Origin of the sequence: Streptomyces sp. NPDC001663, from assembly GCF_042893105.1 — a bacterium.
In the GTDB taxonomy this organism is placed as follows: Bacteria; Actinomycetota; Actinomycetes; order Streptomycetales; family Streptomycetaceae; genus Streptomyces.
This window is the reverse complement of the sequence record NZ_JBIAUR010000004.1, coordinates 490,433-505,054: the sequence shown is the minus strand read 5'-3', so window position 1 is coordinate 505,054 and position 14,622 is coordinate 490,433. Positions and strand designations below refer to the sequence as shown.

General features: G+C 71.0%; 12 protein-coding genes. 6 read left to right on the top strand and 6 right to left on the bottom strand.

Features of this window, described 5'->3' with window-relative positions; translation table 11 throughout:
* Nucleotides 1-133 precede the first annotated feature (133 nt).
* Nucleotides 134-2,263 carry a RiPP maturation radical SAM C-methyltransferase gene (locus tag ACFY1L_RS16090; protein ID WP_388823715.1) on the top strand — a complete coding sequence of 710 codons (2,130 nt, stop codon included), beginning with the start codon at nucleotides 134-136 and terminating at the stop codon, nucleotides 2,261-2,263.
* A gap of 3 nt (nucleotides 2,264-2,266) precedes the next feature.
* On the top strand, nucleotides 2,267-3,535 hold the full coding sequence (locus ACFY1L_RS16085; RefSeq protein ID WP_388823713.1) for an MFS transporter: 1,269 nt from the start codon (nucleotides 2,267-2,269) through the stop codon (nucleotides 3,533-3,535).
* Nucleotides 3,536-3,564: 29 nt separating this feature from the next.
* Here ACFY1L_RS16085 and ACFY1L_RS16080 read toward each other — a convergent pair whose 3' ends face one another.
* Complete coding sequence (locus ACFY1L_RS16080) at nucleotides 3,565-4,455, bottom strand: hypothetical protein (protein ID WP_388823711.1); 891 nt, start codon at nucleotides 4,453-4,455, stop codon at nucleotides 3,565-3,567.
* Nucleotides 4,452-5,453, bottom strand: a complete 1,002-nt coding sequence (locus tag ACFY1L_RS16075) for an SPFH domain-containing protein (protein ID WP_388823709.1) — start codon at nucleotides 5,451-5,453, stop codon at nucleotides 4,452-4,454. The genes ACFY1L_RS16080 and ACFY1L_RS16075 overlap by 4 nt, the downstream gene beginning before the upstream one ends.
* A gap of 130 nt (nucleotides 5,454-5,583) precedes the next feature.
* On the opposite strand from ACFY1L_RS16075, the gene ACFY1L_RS16070 reads away from it, so the two are divergent.
* Nucleotides 5,584-6,807, top strand: a complete 1,224-nt coding sequence (locus ACFY1L_RS16070) for an arginine deiminase (RefSeq protein ID WP_388823707.1) — start codon at nucleotides 5,584-5,586, stop codon at nucleotides 6,805-6,807.
* A gap of 60 nt (nucleotides 6,808-6,867) precedes the next feature.
* Complete coding sequence (argF, locus tag ACFY1L_RS16065) at nucleotides 6,868-7,875, top strand: ornithine carbamoyltransferase (protein WP_388823705.1); 1,008 nt, start codon at nucleotides 6,868-6,870, stop codon at nucleotides 7,873-7,875.
* 15 nt (nucleotides 7,876-7,890) lie between these two features.
* On the opposite strand, the gene ACFY1L_RS16060 is transcribed toward argF, so the two are convergent.
* Nucleotides 7,891-8,343 (bottom strand): ATP-binding protein, encoded by a 453-nt coding sequence (locus ACFY1L_RS16060; RefSeq protein ID WP_388823703.1) that lies wholly within the window; start codon nucleotides 8,341-8,343, stop codon nucleotides 7,891-7,893.
* Between the two features lie 300 nt (nucleotides 8,344-8,643).
* Here ACFY1L_RS16060 and ACFY1L_RS16055 point away from each other — a divergent pair, with 300 nt between their 5' ends.
* Both ACFY1L_RS16055 and ACFY1L_RS16050 read left to right on the top strand, forming a co-directional pair.
* Nucleotides 8,644-9,471 carry an enoyl-CoA hydratase family protein gene (locus ACFY1L_RS16055; RefSeq protein ID WP_388823701.1) on the top strand — a complete coding sequence of 276 codons (828 nt, stop codon included), beginning with the start codon at nucleotides 8,644-8,646 and terminating at the stop codon, nucleotides 9,469-9,471.
* Between the two features lie 2 nt (nucleotides 9,472-9,473).
* The gene (locus ACFY1L_RS16050; RefSeq protein WP_388823699.1) at nucleotides 9,474-11,846 is read left to right on the top strand and encodes a bifunctional salicylyl-CoA 5-hydroxylase/oxidoreductase; all 2,373 of its coding nucleotides are present in this window, start codon (nucleotides 9,474-9,476) and stop codon (nucleotides 11,844-11,846) included.
* A gap of 21 nt (nucleotides 11,847-11,867) precedes the next feature.
* Here ACFY1L_RS16050 and ACFY1L_RS16045 read toward each other — a convergent pair whose 3' ends face one another.
* From ACFY1L_RS16045 to cysC, 3 genes are read right to left on the bottom strand one after another with little or no spacing between them, the layout of a single operon-like run.
* The gene (locus tag ACFY1L_RS16045) at nucleotides 11,868-13,100 is read right to left on the bottom strand and encodes a sulfate adenylyltransferase subunit 1 (protein ID WP_388823697.1); all 1,233 of its coding nucleotides are present in this window, start codon (nucleotides 13,098-13,100) and stop codon (nucleotides 11,868-11,870) included.
* A gap of 2 nt (nucleotides 13,101-13,102) precedes the next feature.
* Entirely contained in the window at nucleotides 13,103-14,017 is a 915-nt protein-coding gene (gene cysD / locus ACFY1L_RS16040) for a sulfate adenylyltransferase subunit CysD (RefSeq protein WP_388823695.1), read from the bottom strand.
* Nucleotides 14,014-14,565, bottom strand: coding sequence for an adenylyl-sulfate kinase (gene cysC / locus ACFY1L_RS16035; RefSeq protein ID WP_388823693.1), 552 nt, complete (start codon nucleotides 14,563-14,565; stop codon nucleotides 14,014-14,016). The genes cysD and cysC overlap by 4 nt, the downstream gene beginning before the upstream one ends.
* Nucleotides 14,566-14,622: the final 57 nt, after the last annotated feature.

Genomic DNA, 14,622 nt, shown 5'->3' with positions numbered 1-14,622 from the left:
AGGGGAGTTCGAGGAGGGCGGGGTACCCCGTGGAGATCAAGAAGGTAGTCGTCCGCGAGGAAGAGAAGACCAACCGGCAGCCGCGCATCGTGGAGAAACGGCCGACGCGCTGAACGGGCTGCGCGTCCACCTGGTGACGATGCCCTGGCATCCGATCGATCTGCCGTCGCTGCAGGTGGGCCTGTTGCACACCCTGGTCTCGCGCACCCGTCCCGACGACGAGGTGCGCGAGTTCCACGGCTCGCTGCGCTGGGCGGAGTTCCTGCTGGAGCGCTCCGGCGGACGGCTGCGGCCGGGCGACTACGTCCGGGTCGGCAGCGACTCGATCTTCCACGGCCTGGGCGACTGGGTCTTCTCCGGGGTGCTGTACGACGACCCCGGCTGGGGGAGCGAGCGGCTGCGCGACTACGCCGAGCGGCACGCGATCACCGTCGGCACAGCCCGCGAAATGCGCGCGTACGCGGCCGACTTCATCGCCGAGTGCGCGGATGCCGTACTCGCCGACGAGCCGGACGTCATCGGCTTCACGACCACCTTCATGCAGAACGTCTCCTCACTCGCGCTGGCCCGCGAACTCAAGGTCCGTCGCCCGGAGTTGACGGTCGTCTTCGGCGGCAGCAACTGCGACGGCCCGATGGGTCACGCCCTGCACCGCAACCACCCATTCGTCGACCACGTGGTGCGCGGCGAGGGCGAATACGCCTTCCCGGCCCTCCTGCGCCACCTCGACGAGGGCACCCCGCCCGCCGACGTCCCCGGCCTGTGCTGGTGGGACGGCGAGGTCTCGCGCGCCAACCCCGAGTCGCGGCGCACGGTGGCACCCGCCGACATCCCCTCGCCCGACTACGACGACTGGCAGTCGGCGCTGGACGCCTCCCCGGTCGCCGAATACGTGCACCCCAAGCTGGTCGTCGAGGGGGCGCGCGGCTGCTGGTGGGGCGAGAAGCACCACTGCACGTTCTGCGGGCTCAACGGCTCGGCGATGGCCTTCCGGGCCAAGCCCGGTGAGCGCCTCTGGTCCGAGCTCGACCGCCTCGTGCGCCGGCACCGCATCCTGGACGTCGTCACCGTCGACAACATCATCGACATGGCGTACTTCAAGGACTTCCTGCCGCGCGCCGCCGCCAGCGGCTGGGACCTGCGCATGCACTACGAGGTCAAGTCCAACCTCACCCCCGACCAGCTCGCCCTGCTCGCCGACTCGGGCACCGCGCACATCCAGCCCGGCATCGAGAGCCTGGGCAGCCGCGTCCTCGACCTGATGGACAAGGGCGTCACCGGCGCCCGCAACATCCGCACCCTCCGCGAGTGCGAGAACCACTCCCTGACCTGCTCCTGGAACCTCCTCTACGGCTTCCCGGGCGAGACCGCCGACGACTACACGTCCGTGATCGACCAGCTCCCGGCGCTCGTCCACCTCCAGCCCCCGGGCGGCGCCCACCGCATCCAGCTCGAGCGGTTCAGCCCCCACTTCAACGATCCCGGCCTCGGCTTCGGCAAGCGCCGCCCGGCCGAGATGTACCAGCACGTCTACGACCTCCCCGAGGACGAACTCGCCGACCTGGTCTACCTGTTCGACACGGAGGACGCCGGCATCGGGGGAGAGGCGGAGGCGCGGCTCAGGGCGGGCGTCGAACGCTGGCTCACCGACCACCCGGGCTCTCGGCTGACGTTCGCCGAGGACGGCGACGCCCTGCTGGTGCACGACCGGCGGGTGGGCTGGCCGCGGCGCACCCACCGGTTCACGGGCTGGCAGTCGGCCGCCCTGCGCCGGCTGGAGGACGGAAGAAGCGGGACGGCGCTGCACCGCCTGCTCGCCGAGGACGGCCACCCGGTCCCTGCCGAGGAACTCGACGAATGGCTCCAACAGGCCCTCGAACTGGGCCTGTTGTTCCGCGACGGAAGGACCTGCGTCTCGCTGCCCACGTGGGGCGAGCCGCTGCGCATGGACGACGATGCCGTGACCGGCCCTTCGGCGGGGTATGTCTACGGGATGCTCTACTACCGGCGCGGACCCGGCTTCGTCACCGTCATGGACCGTAGGGACCCCACGGCCTCGGTGCGTTACACCCTCGACGACCCCGACCTGCTCTCGGCCTTCGACACCCTCCAAGTCCCCACCCCACTGGACGAGTTGACCGACATACAGCGCGAGGCGACCTCGCTGCTGGCCGGCGAAGGGCTCGTCCGGGTGACCGACGGCCGGGCGGTGGCCCTCCCGCCCCGCATCGGCCGCTGGCCCGTCCCCTGCACCGGAATCTGACGGGTGGCCGTCCCGCCGGACGGCCGCCCGCTGCGGCGTCACCGTCCCTTCGTCCTGCTGTGCGCGGAGCAGACGGCCGGGTCCGTCGGCCGTCAGATCACCGCCCTCGCCCTGACTCTGCTGGCCGTGACCGTCCTGGACGCCGGGGCGTTCGCCGCCTCGGTGATCCTGGCGCTGACGTATCTGCCGGGGGCGGTGCTCAGCCCGTTCGCCGGAGTGCTGGTCGACCGAGTACCGCTGCGCCGCCTGCTGGTGATCGCCACGGTCCTCCAGGCTCTGGTGGTCGGTTCCGTCCCGCTCGCGCAGGCCACCGGGCACATCACCTGGCCGCATCTCTACGCCGTCGCCGTCGCCTCCGGCAGTCTGACCTTCACCCTCAACCTCGGCCTCCAGGCCGCGCTGCCCCGCGTGGTCGGCCGCGAACGGCTGCTCGCCGCCAACTCGGTGCTGACCGGCGCCCGTACCGTCGGCCAGGTCGGCGGCCCGGCACTCGGCGGAGTCCTCGTCGGCCTCACGGGCACGGGCCTCGCGCTGACGGTGGGCAGCGCCGCGTACGCCGTGGAGGCGCTGGTGCTGTTCGCGCTGCCCGCCGCCCTCGACACACCGGTGGGGCAGCGAGACTCCTCGGGCAGCTCGCCGACTGCCGCCCTGCGAACGGGACTTGACGTCGTACGGCGGGAACGGCGGTTGCTGAGGATGGTGCTGGCCGGTGCCGGGCTCAACCTCGGCAGCGGAGCCTCGGCCGCGCTCTACGTGCTCTACGCCAGCCGCGAACTCGGGCTCACCGCATGGCAGTTGGGCACGACGTACGCCGCGTTCAGTGCGGCCACCGTACTCGGGATCGTGGTGGCCGGGCGGTTCGGCGAGAGTCTCGGGCCGTGGCGGTCGACGAGGATCTGCGGACTGGTCGCGGGCGCCGCGGGTTTCCTGGTGCCGGCGGCGTCCGTCGGCCCCGCCTTCGCGATCCTGCTCGCGTACCAGATCTCGTACGGTCTCGCCGTGACCGTCTGGACCATCTCCCTGACCACCCTCCAGCAGCTGATCACCCCGGCCGGACTGCAGGGCCGGGTCGCGGGCTTCAACCAGGCGGCGCTCCTGGTGACGGTGCCGGTGGGGGCGCTGGGCGGCGGGGCGCTGGCGGCGGCGCTGGGCAACGTACCCGTACTGGTGGCCGCCGCGGCGGTCGCGCTGGTGGCGGGGGCGACGCTGTGGGCGCCGGTGCGGCCGCAGCGGCCGGCCGGGGTGATGGTCCCGCTGGCCGACCAGGCGTAGCGACGTCGGCCGACCAGGCGCGGTGCACCTCAGCCGACCAGGCGAAGTGCCGTGTCCGCCACGCCCACCCGCACCGACTGCCCCCAGGTCAGCTCCAGCGCGTCCGTCTCCATCCCGTCCCCGAAGGCGACGAGCCGCTCCGACTCGACGGTGATCCGCAGTCCGCCGGAGGCGGAGAGCTCGCCCGCGACGAGCGAGGTCCCGGTGGCCGGCGAAGGCCACGCCTCCCGTACGAACCACAGCAGCCGGCCGTCCGTGGGCCGGGGCAGCGAGAGGGCGGCGCCGCGCTCCTGCCACACCGACCCGATCCACCCGGTCGCCCCGGTCCCCGTCCCCACCAGCACCCCGGAAGAAGCCTGGGCCTCGACGACACCCCCGTCGTCCTCGAGGCCCAGGCGGTACCTGGCCGTCTGGTGTCCGGCGGCGCCCAGGTAGATCTCGTTGAGCGCGACGATCCGCTGGGTATCGTCGGCGACGGCCTCGACCATGGTCAGTTCGTCGACCGACGGGCCGGCGGATGTCAACAGTCCGGCCGCGTCCTCCGGGCGGTGCCGTACGAGCACACCCGGGTTGCGGCCGGGGTCGGTGTCGATGCCCACCACCGGTTGACCGGTGAGGTACTTGGCGACGTTCGCGACCAGACCGTCCTGGCCGACGACGACCACGACGTCCTCCGGCGCGAAGAGGAAGCGGTCCAAGTCGGCGCGCTCGACCCTTGACTGACGCCACGTCAGTGGAATCGCGGCGGTCACCTGCGCCAGCGCCCGCCGGGCACGACGATGCCGCTCGGCGACCTCCTCGATGTCCCGTCCCCGGGAGGAGAGGAAGAAGGCGGCCTGCCCGTGCGTGCCGTGGTGGGCCACCAACTCCTCGTACTCCGTGGTGCGATGGACGAGGACGACCCGGGGTGCGAGGCTCATTCCTGTGCCTGTCCCAGCTTGGCGAGCAGCCCTGTGAGCACGTCCGGCGAGATGGTCACGCTGTCGATGTTCGGCAGGTTCTCCGCCAGCCGGGTCCCGGTGAGGGCGTGCAGGGTCGCCACGTCCACATCGGCATGCACCCGCAGCCAGGCCGCCTGCGCCTGAGCCCGCGCCTCACCGACCGTACGCGCCCCTTCCGCCTCCGCACGGGACAGCCGTACGGAACGCGCCGCTTCAGCCTCGGCCCGTACCGCGTCCGCCGCCGCGTGCTCCTCCGCCTCGCGCCGCGCGTTCGTGCCGCGCTGGTCGACCAACTGCTCCTCGCGGCGGGCGAGTTCGATCTGGCTGGCCAGTTCGTTCTCGGCGATGGCCCGCTCGCGCTCGACGGCCACCGCCCGTCGCTCGTACGTCGCCCGGTCGGCCTCCTGCTGGATCTGCTCACGGGCGGGTGTGCGCAGCGCCCGCTCCACCTCCGGCTCCGGACGCAGCGCCACCACGCGTACGGCGACCACCTCGATGCCCGTCGCGGGGAGCCGCGGCTCGGCGCCCAGCCCCGCCGCGACCCGCTCCCGCACCGCCGCCACCCCGTCGACCAGCGCCGACGACAGCGACGTACGGGCAAGAACGTCCAGCGCATGCTGCTGGGCCGTCTCCGTCAGCAGCGTGCCGAGCTGCTCCAGCGGCGCGCCCCGCCACACGCCCGTGTCCGGGTCGACGGAGAAGTCCAGCCGGGCGGCGGCGAGTGCCGGGTCGCTGATGCGGTACGTCACCGTCGCCTGCACCGCCACGTCCTGGAAGTCGGACGTACGGGCATGGAAGGTCATCGCCAACTCCCGGTCGTCGACCGGCACTTCGGACAGCGCCGCGGTCAGCGCACGGAACCAGAAGCTGAGCCCCGGGCCGTCGTGCAGCAGCCTGCCGCCGCGGTGGTGCCGGATGTGCGCCGTCGGCGCCCCGCGCAGATGGCGCCAGCCCAGGCGCCGGGTGATGTCGGCCATCGGACCCCCTCGTTTTCGTCTGCTCGACGATAACCGCCCCACTTGATTATCGTCAAGAGGACGAAAACAAGTAATCGAAGAAACGGCCGACCGGCGGGTCAAGCGGCCCCGCGATGGTCAGGATGGAGTCATGGGAATGCATGTCGACTCCGAGGCCGGGCGGCTGCGCCGCGTCATCCTGCACCGGCCGGATCTCGAGCTCAAAAGGCTCACCCCCAGCAACAAGGACGCCCTCCTCTTCGACGACGTGCTGTGGGTCCGCCGGGCCCGCGCCGAGCACGACGGGTTCGCCGACGTCCTGCGCGACCGCGGGGTCGCCGTCCACCTCTTCGGCGACCTGCTCACCGAGGCGCTGGAGATCCCGGCGGCCAGAAAACTCGTCCTGGACCGGGTCTTCGACGAGAAGGAGTACGGCGTCCTCGCCACCGACCACCTCAGAGCCGCCTTCGAGACCCTCCCTGCGCCGGAGCTGGTCGAGGCCCTGGTCGGCGGCATGACCAAGCGCGAGTTCCTGGACGCACACCCGGAGCCGACCTCCGTGCGCTTCCACGTCATGGACCTCGACGACTTCCTCCTCGCACCGCTCCCCAACCACCTCTTCACCCGCGACACCTCCGCCTGGATCTACGACGGCGTCGCCGTCAATGCCATGCGCTGGCCGGCCCGGCAGCGCGAGACGGTGCACTTCGAGGCGATCTACCGGCACCACCCCCTCTTCCGCGACGAAACGTTCCGCGTCTGGTCCGAGGGGCAGGCCGACTACCCGTCCACCATCGAGGGCGGGGACGTCCTCGTCATCGGCAACGGCGCCGTCCTCATCGGCATGAGCGAGCGCACCACGCCCCAGGCCGTCGAGATGCTCGCGCACAAGCTGTTCGACGCCGGCTCGGCCCAGACGATCGTCGCCCTGGACATGCCGAAGCGACGCGCGTTCATGCACCTCGACACGGTGATGACGATGGTCGACGGCGACACCTTCACCCAGTACGCGGGCCTCGGCATGCTCCGCTCGTACACCATCGAACCGGGCGTCGGCGAGAAGGAGCTCAAGGTCACCGACCACCCGCCGGAGCACATGCACCGCGCGATCGCCGCCGCCCTCGGTCTGAGCGAGATCCGCGTCCTGACCGCGACCCAGGACGTGCACGCCGCCGAGCGCGAGCAGTGGGACGACGGCTGCAACGTCCTGGCCGTCGAGCCCGGCGTCGTCGTCGCCTACGAGCGCAACGCCACCACCAACACCCACCTGCGCAAGCAGGGCATCGAGGTCATCGAGATCCCGGGCAGCGAACTGGGCCGGGGTCGGGGCGGACCGCGCTGTATGAGCTGTCCGGTCGAACGTGAGGCTGTATAGAAATGCAAATCATCGTATAGAGTTCCAAGGGTTGTGTTCCCGCATTCCTGGAGTGCCCCCATGGCGACAGTCCCGACCGCCCTCGTCGGCCGTCACTTCCTCAAGGAGCTCGACTTCTCCCAGGAGGAGTTCCTCGGCCTGATCGAGCTGGCCGCCGAGCTGAAGGCCGCCAAGAAGGCCGGGACCGAGACGCAGTACCTGCGCGGGAAGAACATCGCCCTGATCTTCGAGAAGACCTCGACGCGCACGCGCTGCGCGTTCGAGGTCGCCGCCGCCGACCAGGGCGCCTCGACGACGTACCTCGACCCGTCGGGCTCGCAGATCGGGCACAAGGAGTCCGTGAAGGACACCGCGCGCGTGCTGGGGCGGATGTACGACGGGATCGAGTACCGCGGGCACGGCCAGGGCGTCGTCGAGGAACTTGCCGCGCACGCCGGGGTCCCCGTCTACAACGGGCTCACCGACGAGTGGCACCCCACCCAGATGCTGGCCGACGTGCTCACCATGACCGAGCACAGCGCAAAGCCGCTGACCGGGATGGCCTTCGCCTACCTCGGCGACGCCCGCTACAACATGGGCAACTCCTACCTGGTCACCGGCGCGCTGCTGGGCATGGACGTCCGTATCGTCGCGCCCCGGCTGCTGTGGCCGGACGAGACGATCGTGGAGCTGGCCCAGCATCTCGCCGTCGCCTCGGGCGCCCGGATCACGCTCACCGAGGACGTGAAGGAAGGCGTGCGCGGCGCCGACTTCATCGCCACCGACGTATGGGTGTCGATGGGTGAGCCGAAGGAGGTCTGGGACGAGCGCATAGCGCTCCTCGGCCCCTACGCCGTGACCATGGAGGTCCTCCGTGCCACCGGCAATCCCGACGTGAAGTTCCTGCACTGTCTGCCGGCCTTCCACGACCTCGGCACCGATGTCGGCCGCGAGATCCACGAGCGGCACGGGCTCACCGAGCTGGAGGTCACCGACGAGGTGTTCGAGTCCGAGCACTCGGTGGTCTTCGACGAGGCCGAGAACCGGATGCACACCATCAAGGCCGTCCTGGTCGCGACGCTGGCCTGACCGCCGTAACCGCCGTCAGGCGGGACGCCGCTGAGCCGGCACCGTCGGCAGGCGGAACCACACCGCCTTGCCCGACTCGGTCGGGCGGTGCCCGCAGGACGAGCTGAGTGCGCGGATCAGCAACAGGCCGCGGCCGTGCTCCTGCCACGGGTCGGGCTCGCGGCCGTCGGGCCGGGTCAGATTGCCGGGCGGGGCCGGGTCGGGGTCGTGCACCTCGACCTGGCAGCCGCTCGGCAGCAACTCCACCACGAGCTCTATCGGGGAGTCGCCGACGGTGTGCTCCACGGCGTTCGCGACCAGCTCCGCCGTGAGCAGTTCCGCGGTGTCGCAGTCGGCCCCGTGCTCCAGCTCGGCCAGCGCCGTGCGCACGAGAGCGCGGGCGACGGGCACGGCCGCGGCGGAATGCGGCAGTGCGATGCGCCAGGAGGCGGGGGAGGCGGGGCGTTCGTACAAGGCGGTTCCGTTCATGAGCAGGCTGTCCTGCTTTCAACCTTATGAATGGTACGGCGCCGCCCGGCAGAGGCGTCCGACGGGCACCGTGCGGGACCTTCGGCCCCGTTGCAGGGCGGCTTACCCCCACAAACGGCCCGCCTCCCGCGGCTGCTCCCGTCGTAGCCGCTCTGTCGACGAGCCGTGACGGATGTGACCCGTCCAGGTCACATCCGGACAGGCTTATCGCGCGCTCGTGACGACAGTCACGGATGAGTGATAGCTTCGAAGGGTAGAGCTCAGTGAGGCAGTGCCCGCCCCCCGAGGAGGCCGCACGTCATGAGTCCCTTCACAGGCTCCGCCGCCCGCACCTCCGAGTGGCAGCATCTGCGCGTCGAGCACGCCGACGGCGTCGCGACGGTCACCCTCGCCCGCCCCGAGAAGCTCAACGCGCTCACCTTCGGCGCCTACGCCGACCTGCGCGACCTGCTGGCCCAGCTGTCCCGGGAGCGGTCGGTGCGGGCGCTGGTGCTGGCCGGTGAGGGCCGTGGCTTCTGCTCGGGCGGCGACGTCGACGAGATCATCGGCGCGACCCTGTCCATGGACACCGCCCAGCTCCTCGACTTCAACCGCATGACGGGCCAGACGGTGCGGGCGATACGGGAGTGCCCCTTCCCGGTGATCGCGGCCGTGCACGGGGTGGCGGCGGGCGCGGGGGCGGTCCTGGCCCTGGCGGCGGACTTCCGCGTCGCCGACCCGACGGCCCGCTTCGCCTTCCTCTTCACCCGGGTCGGCCTCTCCGGCGGCGACATGGGCGCGGCGTATCTCCTGCCGAGGGTCGTGGGGCTCGGGCACGCGACCCGCCTGCTGATGCTGGGCGACTCGGTCCGCGCACCCGAGGCCGAGCGCATCGGCCTCATCAGCGAACTGACGGACGAGGGCCGAGCGGACGAGGCCGCACAGCAACTGGCCCGCCGCCTGGCCGAGGGCCCGGCCCTGGCATACGCCCAGACGAAGGCCCTGCTCACAGCGGAGCTGGACATGCCCTTGGCGGCCGCCGTGGAGTTGGACGCCTCCACACAGGCCCTCCTGATGAACGGCGAGGACTACGCCGAGTTCCACGCGGCCTTCAAGGAAAAGCGCCCTCCCAAATGGAGGGGGCGGTGAGGATGGAGACTTCAGGGGCGCGGGACCGTGTTGAATTTGCGGCTACCGCCGCGCGGGCGCGACCAGCCACAACGGACCCGCAGTCGCCGACGAAGACCAGCCACCCCCTACGAGTGGCGATCATCGGCGGCGGCCCCGGCGGCCTCTACGCCGCAGCCCTGCTGAAACGCCTCGACCCGTCCCGCGAGATAACCGTCTGGGAACGCAACGCCCCCGACGACACCTTCGGCTTCGGAGTAGTCCTCTCCGACGAAACCCTCGGCGGCATCGAACACGCCGACCCACAGGTCTACGAGGCCCTCCAGAAGGACTTCGTCCGCTGGGACGACATAGATATCGTCCACCGAGCCACCCGGCACACCTCCGGAGGACACGGCTTCGCCGCACTCGGCAGGAAACGCCTCCTGGAAATCCTCCACAACCGCTGCCGAGACCTCGGCGTGGACCTCCGCTTCCGCTCCGAGGCCCCGTACCCCGACTGGCTCGCCGAGACATACGACCTCGTCATCGCAGCCGACGGAGTCAACAGCACCACCCGCGAGGCCTACGCCCATGTGTTCCGCCCCCATGTGGCCGGCCACCACTGCCGCTACATCTGGCTGGCCGCCGACTTCGCCTTCGACGCCTTCCGCTTCGAGATCGCCGAGACCGAACACGGCGTGATGCAGCTGCACGGCTACCCGTACGCGCCCGACGCGTCCACCGTGATCGTCGAGATGCACGAGGACGTCTGGCGAGCCGCCGGTTTCGCCGAGCTCGACGAGACCGAGTCCGTCGAGCGCTGCGCCAAGATCTTCGCGGAAGCGCTCGGCGGCCGCCCCCTGCGCTCCAACAAGTCCGCGTGGACGACCTTCCGCACGGTCGTCAACGAACACTGGTCGCACCGCAACGTCGTCCTGCTCGGCGACGCCGCCCACACCGCCCACTTCTCCATTGGCTCCGGCACCAAGCTCGCCGTCGAGGACGCCCTCGCGCTGGCCGCCTGTCTGGAGGAACAGCCGTCCCTGGACAAGGCGCTCACGGCGTACGAGGAGGAACGGCGGCCCGTCGTCGCCTCCACCCAGCGCGCGGCCCGCGCCAGCCTGGAGTGGTTCGAGAACCTGGGCCTCTACCTCGACCAGCCGCCCCGCCAGTTCGCCTTCAACCTGCTCACCCGCAGCCGCCGCGTCACCCACGACAACCTCCGCCTGCGCGACGCCCGCTTCACCGGCGCCGTGGAGCGCGAGTTCGGCTGCCCGACCGGTACGCCCCCGATGTTCACGCCGTTCCGGCTGCGCGGCCTGACCCTGCGCAACCGGGTCGTCGTCTCGCCCATGGACATGTACTCGGCGGTCGACGGCGTCCCCGGCGACTTCCACCTCGTCCACCTGGGCGCACGGGCGCTCGGCGGCGCCGGACTGGTCATGACCGAGATGGTGTGCGTCAGCGCGGAGGGCAGGATCACCCCGGGCTGCGCCGGCCTCTACACCGGCAGGCAGGCCGAGGCCTGGAAACGGATCACCGACTTCGTGCACGCGCAGTCGCCCGGCACCGCGATCGGCGTGCAGCTCGGCCACTCCGGCCGCAAGGGTTCGACCAGGCTGATGTGGGAGGGCATGGACGAACCGCTGCCCGATGGCAACTGGCCCCTCGTGGCCGCCTCACCGCTCCCGTACAAGCCGGACGGCCAGACCCCGCGTGAGCTCTCCCGGGCCCAACTCACCGACATCCGCGAGCAGTTCACGGCCGCAGCCTGGCGCGCCGCCCGGGCCGGCTTCGATCTGCTCGAACTGCACTGCGCCCACGGCTACCTGCTCTCCGGCTTCCTCTCCCCGCTGACCAACCGCCGCACCGACGCCTACGGCGGCTCGCTGGAGAAACGACTCCGCTTCCCACTGGAGGTCTTCGACGCGATCCGGGGCATCTGGCCGGAGGAGAAGCCCATGACCGTCCGTATCTCCGCCACCGACTGGGCCGACGGCGGTACGACGGCCGAGGACGCCGTCGAGATCGCCCGCGCCTTCGCCGCGCACGGCGCCGACGCCGTCGACGTGTCGACCGGGCAGGTCGTGGCCGAGGAACGCCCCGAGTTCGGACGGTCGTACCAGACGCCGTACGCCGACCGCATTCGCCACACCGTCGGCATCCCCGTGATCGCCGTCGGCGCGATCTCCTCGTGGGACGACGTCAACTCCCTGATCCTGGCCGGGCGTACGGACCTGTGCGCACTCGCCCGCCCCCACCTCTACGACCCGCACTGGACCCTGCACGCCGCGGCCGCGCTGGACTACGACGGCCCGGGCGTCGTCTGGCCGGCCCCGTACCGCGCAGGCAGCCGCCGCCCCCAGACCGGACGCACGGACGCCCCCAAGCCCCGCCTTTCACTGGGGACTTGAGGGCGCACGCGGGAAGATCTCCTACGGCAGCTCGACCATGCCCGCGGTCAGCGTCGCGCCGTCCGCCGGGTCGATCAGGATGAATGCGCCGGTGCGGCGGGAGACCGCATAGTCGTCGAGGGGGAGCGGCTCGGCGGTGCGCAGGGTGATGCGGCCGAGGTCGTTCGCGGTCAACTCACCAGCCGCGGCAAGGTCCTTGACGATCGCCTTGACCGTCCGGGTCGTGTGCCGCAGCAGTACCCGGTCGCCGACCTTCAGTGGGCGGTCGGCCAGATGGCACACGGCCGCCCGGACGTCCTGCGTCAGCACCGGGGCCCCACCCCCGGCCGTGATCAGGTCGCCGCGGGAGATGTCCCGTTGGCCGGCGAGCCGCAGACTGATCGACTGCGGTGCGTGGGCCGCGTCCTGGGCGACACCGAGCACGTCGATGGCGGTGATCTCGGTGGTCTCGCCGGAGGGGTGGACGATGACACGGTCGCCGACCCGCAGCGCGCCCGACATCAACTGGCCTGCGTAGTAACGGACTTCACCGTGCCGGATGACGTACTGGACCGGGAAGCGCGCCGGGGCGTCGGCCGCCGACTCGGTGCCGACCGGGACGTTCTCCAGGAACTCCAGCAGGGCCGGACCGGTGTACCAGTCCATGCGTGCCGAGCGGTCCACGACGTTGTCGCCGACCAGCGCCGAGACCGGGATCGGGGTGAAGGACGGCAGGCCCAACTCGGCCGCGTGGCCCGCGAAGTCCTCGACGATGCGGTCGAAGTCCTTCTCCTCGTAGCCGACCAGATCCATCTTGTTGACGGCGAGGACCACGTGCGGGACGCGGAGCAGGGCGGCCACGGCGGCGTGCCGGCGGGTCTGCTCGACGACACCGTGTCGGGCGTCGACCAGGATGATCGCCAGCTCGGCGGTGGAGGCGCCGGTGACCATGTTGCGGGTGTACTGCACATGGCCCGGGGTGTCGGCGAGGATGAACCGCCTGCGCGGGGTGGCGAAGTAGCGGTACGCCACGTCGATCGTGATGCCCTGCTCCCGCTCGGCCCGCAGACCGTCCGTCAGCAGCGCGAGGTCCGGGGCCTCCTGGCCGCGGTTGCGGGAGGCGTGCTCGACGGCCTCCAGCTGGTCGGCGAGAACCGACTTCGAGTCGTGCAGCAGTCGGCCCACGAGAGTCGACTTGCCGTCGTCGACGGAACCCGCGGTGGCGAACCGAAGCGTGTCGATGGTCGTGCCGGTCTTGGTGGTCGTGCCGGTCATGACTAGAAATACCCCTCGCGCTTACGGTCTTCCATCGCGGCCTCGGACATCTTGTCGTCGGCGCGGGTCGCACCGCGCTCGGTCAGCCGGGACGCGGCGATCTCGGCGATCACCTTCTCGATGGTGTCGGCGTCCGAATCGACGGCGCCGGTGCAGGACATGTCGCCGACCGTGCGGTAGCGCACCTGCCGCTTCTCGACGGTCTCGCTGGACTTGGGCCCGCCCCACCCGCCGGCGGTCAGCCACATGCCGCCCCGCGCGAACACCTCACGGTGGTGTGCGTAGTAGATCTCCGGCAGCTCGATGCCCTCGCGGGCGATGTACTGCCAGACGTCCAGCTCGGTCCAGTTGCTGAGCGGGAACACCCGGACGTGCTCACCGGGAGCGTGCCGGCCGTTGTACAGGTTCCACAGCTCGGGCCTCTGCCGGCGCGGGTCCCACTGCGAGAACTCGTCCCGCAGCGAGAACACCCGCTCCTTCGCCCGCGCCTTCTCCTCGTCGCGCCGCCCGCCGCCGAAGACCGCGTCGAACTTCTCCGCCTGGATCTTCTCCGTCAGCGGCAGCGTCTGCAGCGGGTTGCGCGTCCCGTCCGGACGCTCCTTCAGCACACCGCGGTCGATGTAGTCCTGCACCGACGCGACGTGCAGCCGCAGACCGTGCCGCGCCACCGTGCGGTCGCGGTACTCGATGACCTCGGGGAAGTTGTGGCCCGTGTCGACGTGCAGCAGCGAGAAGGGAACGGCCGCCGGCGCGAAGGCCTTCAGTGCCAGGTGCAGCATGACGATGGAGTCCTTGCCGCCGGAGAAGAGGATCACCGGCCGCTCGAACTCGCCCGCCACCTCGCGGAAGATGTGCACCGCCTCGGACTCCAGAGCGTCCAGATGGGAGATCGCGAAGCCCTTGCCCTGCGTGCTCACACCAGCCCCCGCTCCGCCAGCACCGCGTACACCGCGTCGGCCGACTCCTGGGGCGTCTGGTGCTGCGTCGGCAGTACGAGCGAGGGGTCGACCGGCGGCTCGTACGGATCGTCGACGCCGGTCAGCCCGGTCAGCCGGCCCGCGGCCTGCTGGGCGTAGAGCCCCTTCACGTCCCGCTCGCTGCACACCTCGACCGGAGTGGCCACATGCACCTCGATGTACGGCGTCGAGCTGGCCTCGTGCCGTTTGCGCACGGCCTCGCGGCTGTCGGCGTACGGCGCGATGACGGGCACGACGGACAGGACGCCGTTGCGCGCGAGGACCTCGGAGACGAGGCCGATGCGCTGCACGTTCGTGTTGCGGTCCGCTCTGGAGAAACCCAGACCGGCGGAGAGGAAGCGGCGTATCTCGTCGCCGTCGAGGACCTCCACGCGATGTCCCTCGGCCTTGAGCCGGTCGCCGAGGATGCGGGCGATGGTCGTCTTGCCCGCGCTCGGCAGTCCCGTGAGCCAGACGGTGGCTCCCTGAACCCTGGCCGTGGTGGTCATGCGAAACAGTCCTCTTCTCTACCCGGCGGTCGGCCCGTTGAACGCTAGGTAAGAAAC